Consider the following 15,810-nt stretch of genomic DNA (forward strand, 5'->3'; position numbering starts at 1 on the left):
CAAGCCGAAAGTCGGGTTAGTTAAATATTGCTGAACTTTTATTATGTCATATTGAGTCTGTTTAATTCCTTTTTATTCTTATTCAGATAAAACGATTGTTCCTTACATTTTGATTTAATAATATATTATTTAACACTCTCCAAGGTTTGGTAAATTGACATTTGTTGTTATAGTATTATGACGTTATACTATAACGTAGGAGGTGCCCGCTATGTTTCGTTTTGCACTTTTGGTAATTGCACTGATTAGTATGATTTCTTTTAATGCATTAGCTAATATCTTACCATTAAATAATCAAACTACAGGTGAGATTTCCAATCGACTTCCGGTCTTATTTACACCAGCTAGCTATGTATTTTCGATTTGGTCTATCATATATGTATTGTTAATCGCTTGGGTAATAGGCATGTGGAGAAAGGTTAAAAATGACGTTTACACAAAACGTTCAAATCTTTTTATTATAAGTTCCATTTTGAATATATCTTGGATTTATTTGTGGCATTTCGAGTATTTTTTATTAACAATAGTTGTTATGATAAGCTTTCTTGTTACATTAATATTTCTATATATGACTTATCGAATTTCCGATAACCACATTCTGAGCCGTCTTCCTATTTCTATATATTTAGGATGGATCAGTGTTGCAACCATTTCCAATATTAGCTATGTTCTAACTGCCTATCAATGGAATGGCTTTGGATTAAGTCAGCCTCTATGGGCTGTTATTATGATGACTATCGGTACTGCACTGGCATTACACATTCGTTTCCATTATTTTGATGTCGCTTATGTGCTAGTCTTTATTTGGGCTTATATCGGCATTGCAATAAGGAATGGCTTTGAAGAACTTTTAGTCTCCACTGCTGCTCTTTTCTTAAGTGCAGTTATGCTAGCAGGAATTTTATTTATCAAAAAAAAGACAATATTATTAAAGCCCCCCGATAAACTATAGTTTATCGGGTTTTCACAATTGGTTGTTTTTTAATTATGCAATTTAGAATGAGAAAAGTCGGTCAAATATGCTTAATCCTTAATAAGACAGCCTTCTATTTAAATCTAGTGATTTCCGTTGTAACGCACTTTCTTGTTTCGATGCTAGCGCAGCGATGCCACCATGCACACTGAGTTCTTGGCATATCAATTGACGTAATCCTTCAACCAATGGGCATATCGTGTTAATGGTTTAGGTTGATGTGCGAAAAGACACTGAGTCTCTAAATACTAAAAACACCATAACCAGGGAGTTAATTGCAACCTGAACACATGTATACTTTCATGACTTTTAAAAAAACCAACTGCTAAAGTTTAGCAGTTGGTTTTTCACTTTCTATATTTGTGTTTCCAATGATAAAGAAATTTATCAATTTATTTTCGTCACTAAAATAGGTGCATCTTTTGTAACAATCACGGTATGCTCAATTTGAGCAACAAGTGATTTGTCAGGAGTCAAAAATGTCCAACCGTCACCAGACTCAACAATATGTTCCGCTTTTTCTGAAATAAAAGGTTCGACCGCTAAAACCATTCCTTCTTTTAAAATGGTTGGTTCCCAAGCATCATAATAGTTCAGAATATGTTGTGGCGCTTCATGAAGAGATTTCCCTACTCCATGACCTGTTAAGTTCATAATGACAGTAAAACCATGTTGTTTTGCTTCTCTTTCGACAGCTTTTCCAATTTGATTTAAGCGTGCACCGGCTTTCACTTTTAACATTGCTCGGTTAAAGGCACTTTCAGCCACTTCGCACAACTTTTCTTTCTTCGTATATCCTTCTCCTATAACAAAAGAAATTCCTGTATCTGCAAAATAGCCATTTAATGATCCAGACACATCAATGTTTACTATGTCTCCATCTTTAATTATACGTGAACCTGGAATCCCGTGAGCGACTTCTTCATTGACACTAATGCAAGTGAAACCTGGAAAATCATACTCCCCTTTTGGACCCGAAATTGCACCTTTTTCTTCAAACATACGACCACCAAGGTCATCAATTTCTTTAGTAGTAACACCAGGTTTTGTTGCTGCCCGCATTGTGTCACGAATCTCAGCAACGATTCGGCCTATAGTTTTTAATGCTTCAATGTCTTCAGTAGTTTTAGCAATCATATTTGTTAAATCCTTCTTTCTCAAATTGTCTATCACATACTATACCATAAGAAATAATGCATTCCCATTGACGAAAATAATTTCGAAAATTCAGAAGACCCCATCTAAGTGTTTCGATGAGGTCTTCTTAGTGTATGACTAGTAAGGTGGATTATGTGAGCTCTTTTTAAATTATTAAAAAAACATAAAAAATCAATTTATCATTTTAAAAAAATTAATGACAAGCACTACTCCATCAAACTTTCTTCGGATCAAGTAGGCGTGGTGCTGCTAAGAATAACAATGAACATACAACAGACGTTAGTAGGAATATTGGAATCATATATGTTGCATTGTAAATAATGGAATAAAGATATAAATTTTCATTCTCAGGAGCATACATACTAAAGAATAAGATACCCACTATTACGTGCACTATATAACGTAAAAATGATGCAATTAAAACTGCTGTAACTATTGTGAAAATCATTTTCCCGCGATTATTTTGAAGTTTAAAATTGAAGTATTTAGAACGAAGTAAACCAGCAAATCCAACTAGACCATAAGCAATCAAGTAATCCAAAAATACTTGCATTACAACGAAGCTAAATGACAATGGTGCTACAGAAATTAACCCTGAGACAATTTGCAACAATCCTACCAACAGTCCAGTAATTACACCAACTAAAACACCTCTGCGAAAAGACATTAAAACAATTGGAATCATGACTAAACTGACTGATCCACCTTGTGGCATTTTAAATGCGATAAAATCCAGGACAAACCCTAGAGCAGCAAAGATAGCAATTTCTACTAACAATAAAACTTTTCGATTTCTCAACTTTTCTTCCTCCTTATGCGATGTACTCAAACCGCGTGTCAGGGAAAAAAACCATAAAAAAACAACCTCAAAGGACAGAGCCTGACGTTGTTGGAGTCGGTTTCTATCCACATCCCTGCGCAAGCATTAACTTACAGGTTCAAAGGGTTAGAACTTTACTCGTTCACTCTCAGCCATTCCAGGCTCCCCTTGTGGTACATACATTTAATTTAGTGTTACGTGTTAATTGTACAGAGATTAGGCAGGAGACACAAGAGGTTTAGTTAATAGATTGTGAATGTTATAGAATCGCTCTTGATATAGTGATGTAAAATAGAATAAATAATTTTAGATTGTACAGCATTTTAGTGTTAAAAGGGATATGGATGTTAAAAATAGGAACAATAGCTGCTGACTTAACAAATCACCCTTGATATGAAACCATTTTCGTGATATCCCGTATATATAACTATTCAATATTTTTAAAGGGAGGAATTAAATTGGATAACCGTCGTCTCTTATCGGCTTTATGTTACTTTAGTATCTTATTTGCGCCATTTTTATTACCGATTATTGTGTACTTCATATCCCCAGATACAGAAGTAAAGTATCATGCAAAAAGATCTATTATTTCACACTTAATTCCAGTTGCTCTCGGGATTATTGGTTTTATCGTATTAATGGTTGGTTCACTTACAATGTATAACACGATGAGCCCATCCATTGGTACAAGTACATCATTTGATTTCCTAACTGCAAGTGTCCCTTTATTGTTTATGCTCGTTTACGCCATCCTATCTATCATTGTTTTGATTTGGAATATTGTTCAAGGAATTAAAGTGCTTCAATAGGTTTATCTTGTACTGTTAAAGGAAATACACAAGAATATACTTAATGGGTAGTGTCAAAAAAGCTATGAAAAACATAAGTTCAAGACACGCTTTTAAGGTGGGGGGTTCTTCTTAGGGATTAAGTAGTTTAAAAAGGCATGCATTTACTTTAATAAGTTGTTTTTGCCAAACCTATTTATTCATTGACCTCAAAAAGAACCTGTTTAAATAGGCCTTTGGTTGTCCCTTTTTTACCGAAGGTTAAGCTAAGTTTTTATGGATGATGAGTTGCTGTGACTGCTCTATGAGCTGACACCATCGCTGCGGCATAGTTGCTCCAGATTTCATGGGTAAGTCAACTGGGGTTCTGTTTTCTAAGGCCGAGTGCTTTCTTAAGAAATTGAAGTACGCCACAAACAAGGTGATATGCGATTCTGAGCCATGGAAAGACCCGAATCCATGTGTCGGTTTATAGCCCCCTTTAAACGTTCGATTTAGTCGTTCAATAATCTGTTTAAGAGGGCGGTACTCGGTGGAGACAGGGTCTTCATTTGTCAGACCAATGACCTGAGTTACATCAAAATAAATCTGATGTTTGCTAAAAAAGTGTTGTGCTAATAAGTAAATGGGATTGCCATCGACGATGAGGTTCACTTTCTCTTCTCGTGTACCCAACTTCACCAAAACATCATCAATTGCTTGAATGGCAGACGGTGTATCACGATTCGGCGACAAACGATACGATAAAATAATTTTGTTTTTCGCATCAAAAAAGAAGAATAGGTAATTCCATTTTCCAAGGACTCGAATATAGGTTTCATCTCCACAAATTTGATCCGACAAATCATAGGGGTGGTGATCAATGAGTGGTTTGATAGCCTTCGCAGCGAGTCGTGCATAATTGAGCACCGTCTGGTGTGATATCGAGAGTCCGTGAACGTCTTTCATGAGTTGTGCTGTTTTCCGCGCTGTGATGCCATAATTGACATGGTACGTTAGGATGAGTCCCACCACGTTTGGAGAACTGTGAAGACGAGTGAAATCAATACGTTCACCTTCAAGCGTTCGCTCTTGCATTGGCTGAAAGTCAAACGTAAATTCACGTGTAATATACCGGACTTTATATTTTTCAGGTTGGGTCTTTCTTTCTTCTTTTTCATCGGATGTAAGTTGATTCAGTTTACTTATGTAGTAGGAACAAGAATTATTTGCGCACTTATAAACAAAGAATTCATGACGCTCTTTAATCTGAGATAACAAGCGCTCACAATGCGGACAGTGCATGGCCATCTTGAAACGATAGCTATGGCGATCATTAAACTTAAAGTCACACACTTTACACCAACACTGCCCTTTCGTACCATTATTTGCGTATAAATAGTCTGCAGGGGCATCACAACGCGGACATATTTTTACTGAAGAAATGGACACCGTGCTTTTAGTACGCCGTTTAACGGGCTTAAGTACTTTTCCAGACTGTTTAAAATGGGCTTGAAGGAGCTCCTTATAATCCATCTTTTCATGTGTAATCATGAGGGGAAGGTCATCAATTTCCAATTTCCTATAGTCTTTCCGAATTGGGTCGGGGAGTCTTGGTTTAAACAGCACTTTACCCACGAGCAAGATATACATTTTTTGAATTAAATCATTTTGAAGGTTGATTATTGTAAGCAAAAAAGTTAATAATGGAGACATAGCTTGTATACCTTCTTTCTAGGTTTTTTGGTTGTGTTGTAACTCCATTCAACCTTAGATTTAGGGGGTATACAAGTTTTTTACGTTTAACCCTTGTTCTATCAACCTTTCAAGAGGTTTTTTATAAATATTTTTTACAATACGACTTAATGATAGGAGAGATTCCCATGAAAATTGGAAAGTTAATAAAAACATCTATAAAACTTGCACCGATTATTATTCCAATCGTTAAAAAAGTGAGAGATTCGAGAAAAAAAACTAAAGTTACATCCACTAATAAGTAAAAAAGTTGGAACTCGTTTTTCTGAGTTCCAACTTTTTTACATTAATCTCGTAGTTATAAAATCACTTATATTTTTGGTTTAATTTCTTTGAGTGCTAAATATTCTACTTTTAAAAATGATGATGGTAATACTGCAGATTTATCTTCAGTTACCGTCGATTCACTTTGTGCTTGCATAATCTCTTCAAATGTTAATGGGTTTGCGATTGGAACTTCATTTTTCATTACTTGCATAGCCCCCTTTGCATACACATTGAAGAAACTGTTTGCCATTGTTCTGTATCCCTCTACATTAGGGTGAACATCGCCAGGATTTGGAACTTTATCAGCACTATCACCAAAAGCAGGGGCAACGGGAACAAACTGTGCACCTGCGTCTTTAGCCACTTTAGCTAAAATTTCATTCAATAAATCCAATTGTTCTGCAGTCCCACCTTTTTGTGAGTCACGTGCATGTGGATACGCATAATAATAACCCATTACATACACCTGTGCTTTAGGTGCTATTTTTTTCAATTCACTAAGCATTGTTTGCATATTTTTTCGGACTGTATTTAAGGAATAATCCACTGGTATTTGTTGAAAGGATAATGACCCTGACCTTTCATCTGCTCGAATAAGTCTCAAGAGATCATTGGCACCCGCTGAAATTGTAATGACATTGGCACTTTGTAACAATGGTTTAGCTTCTTTAGATTGTACACGCTTAAGTACATCAGCAGAAGTAAATCCCGGAAATGCTAAATCTTTTGAAAAAAATGCTAGTGGTTGATTACGAGCTAATTCTTGAGCAATTAAATCACTATAGCCTGTATCAATTTCACGGTTTGGTGTCTGACCTGCAGCAAGGGAATCTCCGAGTGCTACATATGAAACTGGTCCAATTACTTGAGCGTTAGTTTTAATAGGTACCAGAAAAAATACAATAATAATCATAAACTTAATAAACTGTTTTTTCATTTTATCTTCACCCTCTTAAAATGCCCAGTTCCCTTTACGGAAAATAGGTTCAATTGTTCCATCTTGTCGTTCTCCATCGATATCCATTTCCGCACTTCCAATCATGAAATCTTCATGCGTTATAGATCTATTTAATCCAAGAGATTCAAGTTGTGCTTCCTCTAAATCACGTGCATCTTCAACACACGTAGGGTAAGCTTCACCAATTGCTAAATGGTTTGAAGCATTTTCATCAAACAAGGTATTATAAAATAAAATTTCAGAAGATGAAATGGATGATTCATGAGGTACCAAAGCTAATTCTCCAAGATATGCTGAACCATCATCGTGTTGAATCAGTTCTTGTAGTAAGTCGTTTCCTGTTGCTGCTTGTACTTTTACAATTTTCCCCTTTTCAAAAGTTAATGTAAAACTATCAATGGTGTTTCCTTGATAAACAAATGGTTTTGTACTGCGAACATATCCGTTGACCCCAAACTTTAAAGGGGCTGTATATACTTCTTCAGTTGGCATATTGGCAATAAACATAGTTTTATTAGGTGTTCTGCTTGCGCCAGTTACCCATAAGTGTTTCTCAGGTAATTCAATCGTTAAATCTGTCCCAGGAGCTTTATAAATTATTTTTTTATATCGTTTGTTATTTAGTGTTTTTGCTCGATTTTCCAATCCGTTAATATGCGTCTTCCACTGATCAACGGCATTTCCTTCACCAATCCGTACAGTTTTAAAAATGGCTTCCCATAGTGCGTTTAATTGCGCGTCTTGTGGTAAATTTGGAAATACTTTTGCAGCCCACTTTTGAGAAGGAATAGCAATAATCGACCAAGCAATTTTATCTGACATAACAGAAGCACGGTATTTTTCTAAAGCACGCCCTGCTACTTTTTGTTGATCAGAAATTCGGTTTGCCGGAACCCCCATTAATAAATCAGGATCTTCAGCGTCAATCCATAATAATGCCCCTTGTTGCTCAATTAAATCTTCTCGCTGTGCTACCATCCATGCTGGAAACTCCTTCATTTCAGAATCAGGTGCATAATCATAAAAAGCACGGTTAGTTGGTCCATCTGAAAAGTTAACATGGACACGTTTCGCTCCTGCCTCATAGGCCTTTTTAACAACTATTCGCGTAAAATCAAGTGATTCCGTAGTCGTGTTTATTAACACGTATTGATTGGGTTGAACGTTGATTCCTACACGCACCACTAAGTCTGCATATTCAGCTAACTTGTCTTCAAACGTCATTTCTTTTTTCCCCTTTGTAGCAAGGTTTTAGAAGACCCTTCGATTAATTTACCTTGATCCCATACTTTTTGAACGGGTTTAGATGGTAATTCTTTCGTCCATTTTTTATAATTCTTTTCATCTGTGTAAGTTAATAAAGATAATACTTCACCATCTGCACCTGCACGACCTGTACGTCCTGAACGATGTAAGTATGGTTCAATCATATGAGGTACATCAACATGAATAACATGTGTCAAGCCTTCAATATCTAGACCACGAGCGGCAATGTCAGTAGCAATTAAGATGCTTACTTCTCCTTTTCGGAATGAAGCTAATGCTTGTTTACGTTCTTCTTTCTTCATATCTGAGTGCAAGGTTACAATTTTTGCTTCCCGGAATTTCAACTTTGTCTCTTTCATCAACAACTGATCTAAATTGTTAACAAATGCTAATCCCCGCATTCCATCTACATACGCTAAACGACGCAATAAATCTGTTTTATCGCGCTCTTCTACTTTAACAAATGAATGTACTACTTTACCTTGCGCGGGTAATTCTTCATGAGTCACATGAATGCGTATAGGGTCTTTCATCATACGGCCTGCTACTAACTCGATTTCCTCAGTAATTGTTGCTGAAAGTACTATTATTTGTCGATTGTGATCAGACCCATCGATAAGTGCTTTGATAATACCGCGATGTTCTCTAGCTAACAACTGGTCGCCCTCATCTAATATAATATGTCGTATGTTGTGTAGTTTAAGTTTCTTGGATTTCATTAATTCATTTAAACGACCTGGTGTCCCAACAACAATTGTTGGCTTCAGCTTTAATTTTTCTAATTGACGTGCCATATTTGCGCCACCAATTAATTGTGCAACAGAAATGTCAGTTCCAATGGTCCACTCACGTAACACCTCGACAATTTGCATCGACAGTTCTTGTGAAGGAGCAACGATGAGCGCTTGCGTTTTTGGCAAAGAGCCGTCCACTTGATTTAATATTGGTAGTACATACGCTAATGTTTTACCGGAACCAGTTGGTGATTGTGCAACAACGTCTTTCCCCTCAAGCATGCTTGGGATTAATTGTGATTGAACTGGCATTTCATATTCAAATTTCCATTTATTTTGAAGTTCGGGTTTTAAGTTCTCGATAAAAGACATGTTTATTCCACCTTTATAAATTCTTGCTTTTAGTGTACCATATAACCCTGTATTAAGCCGTTTGAAGCCGGTACAGACTAGGATAGGTTATTACATAATCAACGGGTTCCAAGGTATTTTGAATCGCTTAGACGCATTTTCATGATGTTCATGGTTATCAAGCATCACTGCGTTCTGCTTAGTATTCCTTGCCGAGCAGTGTATTCTTCCTTAACGAACCTCTTCACGTGTACGTTAACCGCTATCCTGCAACATGTGTGAGTCCAAGGACGTGTATCTTCCCAGACATAAGCCACAATTTAAGGCGTAATTGTGTCTACGTGCCAGCAGTATAAGTAAAGTAATGGCTATCATTACGAAGAATTAGAGTCGAGTCTTCCATTATCTAATAATTTCCGATTACTGTAAAAGCTATTCATTCTGTAAGGTCCGTCCATTTTATGTTTTCGTCCATTCACTTCATGTTTTCGTCCACTCAGCTTGTTTTCAAAGTAAAAACAACTATTTTAGAAAATATATATAGTCGAGTTGTGTTTCCTTGGCCATCTTTTATAACGAGTTTTGACTCTTCCTGTTCATGAACATCTTTTTTTTCTCATATTTAAAAACTCCGTCCCAAAAGAAGGACAGAGTTCTTAGTTAATTATTTAATTCATAACCACATGCAAGGATGGAACTTTCGGCTAGTACCATCAATGAATCAATGTATGTAGCATCTAGATTTAATTCTCTTTTTACAATCGATAACTCGGTACATCCTAAAATTATATGATCGCAACCAAGTTCATTCATTTTGTTAATAATTTGTTGCCATTTTAAAAAATCAACAGGATGCGAAGCTTTAACATCATCATATATAACAGACATTACTAGCTTCTGCGTTTCTTCATCTGGGACAATGGGTTGGACACCAACTTGTTGACATGCTATTTGATAAACAGCAGTTGTTAGTGTTCCTGTTGTTGCAAGAATACCGACTCTTTTCGCGCCTACTTGAGAAGCACGTTTTGCTGTTTCATTAATCATATGTACCATAGGAATGTCCGCTCCCTGTTGAATATCATGATAAAAAGAGTGAGCGGTATTACATGGAACTGCTAACACTTCTGCACCGATTGATTTTAATTTATCTGCATCTGAAATCATCACTGGGACAGGGTTTTCTTTCGAGCGGTCCAGAATATATGTTGTACGATCAGGTATGTTTGTATTATTTGTAATTACCATACTGATATGTTGTTGATCTGTTTTTGCTTTCGTCCGTTTAACAATCATTTCACCAAGCAACATCGTTGCAAGCGGGCCAACCCCACCGATGATGCCTAAGACTTTCTTTTCCATAACTTATGACAAACCTTTTTTGTTGAAGTATTTTTTATATTTTCTATAGTAGTTCAGGTTATTCAATATTAGTTTTGCCCAACGCTTCGGACTGAAGTCTTCTTTATAAAATAAATGATTTGTAAATTTCCCTTCAGCAATTAACTCTTTTGCTTCTTGTTTAAGCTGCTCATTTTGTGCGTACTTAAATAATACTCCTTTTGGAATGATCATCCATAGGTGCTTGTCTTTCGCATATGTCAGCGTTTGTGGAATATCAAGTACATAGTCATCTGCTACATATTTCATCAAATTATGACCACTTGCAGTAACATAATAACTACTACGTCCATTTCGTAAATTAATCTCAAATAACCTATACTCACCATCGCGTAAATCAAGTTTCATATCAAAATTTGCAAAGCCTGTGTATCCGATATCTTCTAAGAAAATACGCACACGGTCTAGCAATGCTTCATCAAACGTGTTAATAATTGCCGCATAGCTTCCAATTCCTTCTGGAGAATGTTCTTCTAAAATTGGGTTGCCCATTGACATGAGTTTGACTTTTCCATCTTTGCCAACATACGCATTTAACACTCGCATATACGAATCATCGCCTGGAATAAACTCTTGAATTGTTAAATTATCTTTATATGATGATTTGTAAATCGCATCGATAATTGCACTTTTTTCTTCTTCATCATGTGCAACAAATACTTTTTTCTTTCCTGGAAACGAACAATTATAGTACGCAACCGAGTTAGAGGCTTTAATGATGATTGGATACATAAAGTCGATGGTAAATGAGTCTTTCGTTTCAAAAGTGCAAAGTGATGTTTTGGGATATGAAAAACCATATTCCTCACAAATTTTATAGAAGTTCTCTTTTAACACGATACGATTCATTAATTTCTCATCTATATATGGTACCGCAAAATGTGATTGTAATTGTTCTTTGTTACTGATGATTAATTTAGCATAATCATCTCCGCAAGCTAGGAGTAATAATTTTTTATCTGCATGTTCACTCGCCACTTTTAAAAGAGCTGGCACGAACACATCGTTTTCATTTAAACGAGGAATAACTTGAAAATCAAGAATTTTACTGTCTTGTGTAGCGGATAAATTCATACGTCCTAATACTAAAGGTTTTATTCCATAAGCTTCATGGAATGCACGTGCCATTCCATATGCATTCATATCGGAACCAAGTAATATAGGTAAAAACGAATGCTTTGTTGTCATAGTGAATCAACTCTTTCCCTAAATCATAGTTTGTAATTATACTGTATCTTGAATTATGGTTTTCTCCGCGCTTTAGCTTTTTGCTCAAACGCATAGCCCATCGATATAAGCGAAGGCTCACTCCATGCTCTCCCTGAAAAAGTTAATCCAAATGGTTCGCCTGTTTGAGAAAATCCAGCCGGAACTGTAATTGATGGATATCCCGCAGCGGCTCCAATACTACAGCCGTGGTAATGCGGATAAACAAGAGCATCGAGTTGATGATTATCTAGCGTTTTGCCCAATCCAATTTCACTTGCTAAATATCGATTGCGTTCTAATGCTTCAATGTATTCTGTTTCGGTTAACGATCCAGATGTACGTTCTGACTTTTCAAGCATTACTTGACCAAACTGGAGTGTCTCAATTGGATGTTGATTATTAAAGTTAATAACGTCCGTAAGAGAACGAATCGGATTTAATATATTAGTCTTTGCTAAATAGCTGTTTAAATCCGCTTTAAATTCATACGTAAGTACATCGTCGCTTAAATCATTTTCCGTGAACCCTAAATCTACTGGATCCACAATAACTGCACCAAGTTCACGTAATACTAACATCTGCTTCTCAAACATTTCAATACGTTCTGTAGAAACATCTTTTTCAAAAATTAATCGAGCAATACCTATTCTTTTCCCGCGAAACGAATCTAAATCTAGACATTTTGCCCAATCAACATCATCAAATTGACGACTTTTTCGTGTGATTGGATCAGATTCATCCTGTCCCAATATACTTAAAAACACATGAAGGCTATCTTCCACACTACGTGTCATAGGTCCAGCCGTGTCTTGTGTATGAGACAAAGGGATGATACCTGTTCGACTTACTGCTCCAACGGTAGGTTTCAATCCCACTAATCCATTTTGAGCGGATGGATTCAAAATGGAACCTGAAGTTTCCGTGCCGATTGCGGCAGCAGCCAAGTTTGAAGCAATTGCAGAAGCAGAGCCTGAGCTTGATCCCCCTACATCAAAGGGACCATATGGATTCTTCACTTGACCACCACGTGAACTAAAGCCGTTGGTCATACGGTCAGACATGTAGTTCGCCCACTCTGTCAAATTTGTTTTCCCTAAAATAATAGCTCCTGCATCGCGAAGTTTCCGAGCAATTGTTGCATCTTTCATCGCATAATGGTTTGCGAGTGATAATGAACCTGCGCTTGTATGTAAATCATCTGCAGTTTCTATATTGTCTTTGAGTAAAATTGGAATCCCGTGAAGCATTGAACGTGGTCCTTTTTCATGTCGTTCATCATCAAGCGCTTGAGCAATTTGAATTGCTTTTGGGTTTATTTCAAGTACCGCATTGATATTTGGATTTCTTTTTGCAATTAACTCTAAGTACATGAGCACTAGTTCTTCCGAAGTTAATTCGTTCGAAGCCATTTTTTCTTGCATTTGGGCAATCGTTGCTTCTTCTAACCAATCATTCATAGTTTGGTTTCGCATTCCTTGATTCATCACGTAAAAACCTCCAACTACAGATTTGAAAATCCACAGTCACCGAGATGGCTAGCTGTGACTTTCATTTTGAAACGAGAGAAATTTAGTCTTCCAATTATGCAGGATCATGTAGTTTTTATCGATTTCATTTATGTTAGCTTCAATCTGAAATTATATCATTTTTTCAGCAAAAGTTTAAGCATCATTCAATCTGTCTTCAGCTATTCTACAGGCCTACTCATAAAATGAGCCAGAACAACAGGTCTACTCCTGTCACTCTGACGTTGCCTTACTCTGCTAGTTCCATATGTTCTTTAATTAACTCATATAGGGATAATTCATATAATTGTTTTCCTTCAACTTTAAAAATACCTTGTTCTACTAAATCATCAATAACGGTCATTTTTTTATCGTCCATTTTCGATTCTTTTGATGGGATCATGGTAAAACTCCTTAAACTTTGATTCACAAGATGTTTACCCAAACTGGTTGGATTTAAAACTTTTCTTGTACGTATTTGGTAAATTTTTATACAGTACATAACCTAGACACGCACCTAGTGTATTGAGCCATAAGTCATCTACATCACTACTGCGCATTTGAGGGAGCTGCAATATTTCAATTGCTAATGACAAAAGAAATCCTGTGCCAATCGCTCGCCATGCTCGATCAAATTTTTTCCATAACAGCGGGGGAAAAAAGCCAATCGGGATAAACATCACAATATTACCAACGAAATTTATCAAAAAAGGTTGCCACAAGTCCAAGTACTTGATGGCATTGTATGTCTCCGATAATACGCGAAACGGTTCAAGATTAATTGCTTGATAATCACCGTTAATAAATTGCACGACCCCTCCCCGTATACTGACAGCGGGTAAAATGGTCTGAGATAACAAGCCTGTAAGAAACATAAAGAACAACGTAATGCCAATTTCATGTAAGAAATTAGTTTTAGCTTTTAAGCGTTTTATTTGAACAAACCGGACTATTATTATAATTGGCAATATTAAACCCATATAAAAACACATATCTTGTATATACCGAAGAATTGTATCCATAGCACACCCTATATCTTTCATGTAGTACTCTTATTCTAATGCCTTTTGCTTTAGATTCAAAATTAAATTTTAAACCAATACATCATTCTTCACGTATTCAACTTTAAATAGATGGTTACGCTGTTACTAGAAAAGAGTTATTATTAGGGTTTTCAAAAAAAAAGATTCTATAATAAGATTGGAAGCTGAAAAGAGGCTTTCAAGACACGAGCAGATCAAGGGAGCAAATGAATGAGCACCGATGCGTACAAATCGTACGAGGATTCGAATGAGTGCAGCACGAAGAGATTCGACGTGTATTGGAAGCCGAAAAGAGGGTTTCAAGCTGCAAGTAGTGCTAGGAAACAAAGAAGTGAAGACCGGAGCGTACTTAGGTACGTGAGGATCTGAACGACTGAAGTTGACAACGCAATACGCCGCATATTGGAAGCCGAAAAGGGGTGGTATTATGCGCTACATCAAAACAATCCTAACTATACTTTTTGCCGCATATTTATCAAGTCCACTCTGGGAAGAACCAGCAAAGGACTATGTAGACGTATCATTTTTAGATGCGATCGATGCGCAAGTAATTAAAGGATATGAATTTCTAAAAGGCCAACCTTTTATTGAAAATACAATAACCGATATTTCTAATGCAGTAGCAAGCATACCAGCAAAGCTTACAAAGTCAGTTAGTGAACCGGATTATGAGCCTGTCAATCAAGTGGACAAACCAACACTAGCTACACCTACTGACGGTTTATTTTCCGTTCATAACATCCAAATTGGGGATAAAATGGAGACAGTTAGCGAAGAGCTTGGCAAAGCAAAACGCACGACAACGAATGAATATGGCTCTGAATGGCACACTTTTCACACGGACTACCAAAACTTTATGATGGTATCGTTTGATGAATCTGCTCGCGTGAATGGTTTATTCACCAATAACGATTTAATTGCTTCTTCATACGGCGTTAAGTTGAATAGTTCAAAAACGGAAGTCCAAGAAGCTCTTGGCGATCCGATTAAACAAATTAAAAAAGGGAACATCAATTACATTATGAACGATGATGGAGAAATGGATACATTCCTAATCGAAAACGTCTATGTGACCGTCTTTTACGATGTTCATGAAAACAATACCGTCACAGCGTTCCAAATCATTTCGGATAGTCTTGAGGATCAAAAACCAGCTCTCTATGGTGAAACTAGCGAAGCTTTGCAGCAAGGGTTTGAATTTCAGCTATTCGATTTAACGAATGCAGCGCGTGTCCACCACAAGGTTCCGCCTGTAAGATGGGAATCCACCATTCGGGGGACGGCTTATAAACATAGTCTAGAGATGGCGGATAAAAATTATTTTAGTCATACCAATTTATCAGGGCAATCTCCATTTGATCGCATGAGTGTGGACGGCATTGATTATTCAGTAGCTGGTGAAAACTTAGCATACGGTCAGTCCAGCAGTATTTTCGCACATGAAGGGTTAATGAACTCTATTGGTCATCGTAAGGTTTTATTAAAAAGCGACTTCACTTTACTAGGTGTTGGTGTTGCTTTTAATAATGAAAATCAACCCTATTATACGGAAAACTTTTATACACCCTGAATAACTAACCTTATAGAGGTTGTTCAAAAAGTC

14 protein-coding genes and 1 riboswitch are annotated in these 15,810 nt (G+C 36.6%); of the genes, 3 read left to right on the top strand and 11 right to left on the bottom strand.

Annotated features, from left to right (window positions below):
* Positions 1–211 precede the first annotated feature (211 nt).
* Complete coding sequence (locus tag B371_RS0108225; protein WP_019413832.1) at positions 212–952, top strand: TspO/MBR family protein; 741 nt, start codon at positions 212–214, stop codon at positions 950–952.
* 408 nt (positions 953–1,360) lie between these two features.
* Here B371_RS0108225 and map read toward each other — a convergent pair whose 3' ends face one another.
* Both map and thiT read right to left on the bottom strand, forming a co-directional pair.
* Entirely contained in the window at positions 1,361–2,110 is a 750-nt protein-coding gene (gene map / locus B371_RS0108230; protein ID WP_019413833.1) for a type I methionyl aminopeptidase, read from the bottom strand.
* Between the two features lie 235 nt (positions 2,111–2,345).
* A complete protein-coding gene (gene thiT, locus B371_RS0108235) occupies positions 2,346–2,930 on the bottom strand; it encodes an energy-coupled thiamine transporter ThiT (RefSeq protein ID WP_019413834.1) in 585 nt (194 codons plus the stop codon).
* 95 nt (positions 2,931–3,025) lie between these two features.
* Positions 3,026–3,130: riboswitch (TPP riboswitch) on the bottom strand.
* Positions 3,131–3,409: 279 nt separating this feature from the next.
* Between thiT and B371_RS0108240 the strand changes: the two genes are divergently transcribed.
* Positions 3,410–3,760 carry a DUF4870 domain-containing protein gene (locus tag B371_RS0108240; protein WP_019413835.1) on the top strand — a complete coding sequence of 117 codons (351 nt, stop codon included), beginning with the start codon at positions 3,410–3,412 and terminating at the stop codon, positions 3,758–3,760.
* A 240-nt stretch (positions 3,761–4,000) separates the two neighbouring features.
* Here the strand turns inward: B371_RS0108240 and B371_RS0108245 are convergent, their stop codons facing one another.
* The 9 genes from B371_RS0108245 to B371_RS0108290 all read right to left on the bottom strand — a co-directional run bounded on the left by B371_RS0108245 (position 4,001) and on the right by B371_RS0108290 (position 14,207).
* Positions 4,001–5,434 (bottom strand): DDE-type integrase/transposase/recombinase, encoded by a 1,434-nt coding sequence (locus B371_RS0108245; protein ID WP_019413836.1) that lies wholly within the window; start codon positions 5,432–5,434, stop codon positions 4,001–4,003.
* Positions 5,435–5,783: 349 nt separating this feature from the next.
* The gene (locus tag B371_RS0108255; RefSeq protein WP_019413838.1) at positions 5,784–6,677 is read right to left on the bottom strand and encodes an SGNH/GDSL hydrolase family protein; all 894 of its coding nucleotides are present in this window, start codon (positions 6,675–6,677) and stop codon (positions 5,784–5,786) included.
* A gap of 15 nt (positions 6,678–6,692) precedes the next feature.
* A complete protein-coding gene (locus tag B371_RS0108260) occupies positions 6,693–7,922 on the bottom strand; it encodes an aminopeptidase (protein WP_019413839.1) in 1,230 nt (409 codons plus the stop codon).
* The gene (locus tag B371_RS0108265; protein WP_019413840.1) at positions 7,919–9,070 is read right to left on the bottom strand and encodes a DEAD/DEAH box helicase; all 1,152 of its coding nucleotides are present in this window, start codon (positions 9,068–9,070) and stop codon (positions 7,919–7,921) included. Before B371_RS0108265 ends, B371_RS0108260 begins: the two co-directional genes overlap by 4 nt.
* Positions 9,071–9,709: 639 nt before the next feature.
* Complete coding sequence (locus B371_RS0108270) at positions 9,710–10,411, bottom strand: aspartate/glutamate racemase family protein (protein WP_019413841.1); 702 nt, start codon at positions 10,409–10,411, stop codon at positions 9,710–9,712.
* A 3-nt stretch (positions 10,412–10,414) separates the two neighbouring features.
* Positions 10,415–11,638 (bottom strand): hypothetical protein, encoded by a 1,224-nt coding sequence (locus B371_RS0108275; protein ID WP_019413842.1) that lies wholly within the window; start codon positions 11,636–11,638, stop codon positions 10,415–10,417.
* Positions 11,639–11,691: 53 nt separating this feature from the next.
* Entirely contained in the window at positions 11,692–13,143 is a 1,452-nt protein-coding gene (locus B371_RS0108280; protein WP_019413843.1) for an amidase family protein, read from the bottom strand.
* Positions 13,144–13,414: 271 nt separating this feature from the next.
* Positions 13,415–13,567: a Fur-regulated basic protein FbpA gene (locus B371_RS22865; RefSeq protein WP_019413844.1), complete on the bottom strand. Its 153-nt coding sequence runs from the start codon at positions 13,565–13,567 to the stop codon at positions 13,415–13,417.
* A gap of 34 nt (positions 13,568–13,601) precedes the next feature.
* Entirely contained in the window at positions 13,602–14,207 is a 606-nt protein-coding gene (locus tag B371_RS0108290) for a VanZ family protein (RefSeq protein WP_019413845.1), read from the bottom strand.
* Positions 14,208–14,634: 427 nt separating this feature from the next.
* Here B371_RS0108290 and B371_RS0108300 point away from each other — a divergent pair, with 427 nt between their 5' ends.
* Positions 14,635–15,777 carry a CAP-associated domain-containing protein gene (locus tag B371_RS0108300; protein WP_019413847.1) on the top strand — a complete coding sequence of 381 codons (1,143 nt, stop codon included), beginning with the start codon at positions 14,635–14,637 and terminating at the stop codon, positions 15,775–15,777.
* Positions 15,778–15,810: the final 33 nt, after the last annotated feature.

The sequence above is a fragment of the Paenisporosarcina sp. TG20 genome, assembly GCF_000286315.1.
In the GTDB taxonomy this organism is placed as follows: Bacteria; Bacillota; Bacilli; order Bacillales_A; family Planococcaceae; genus Paenisporosarcina.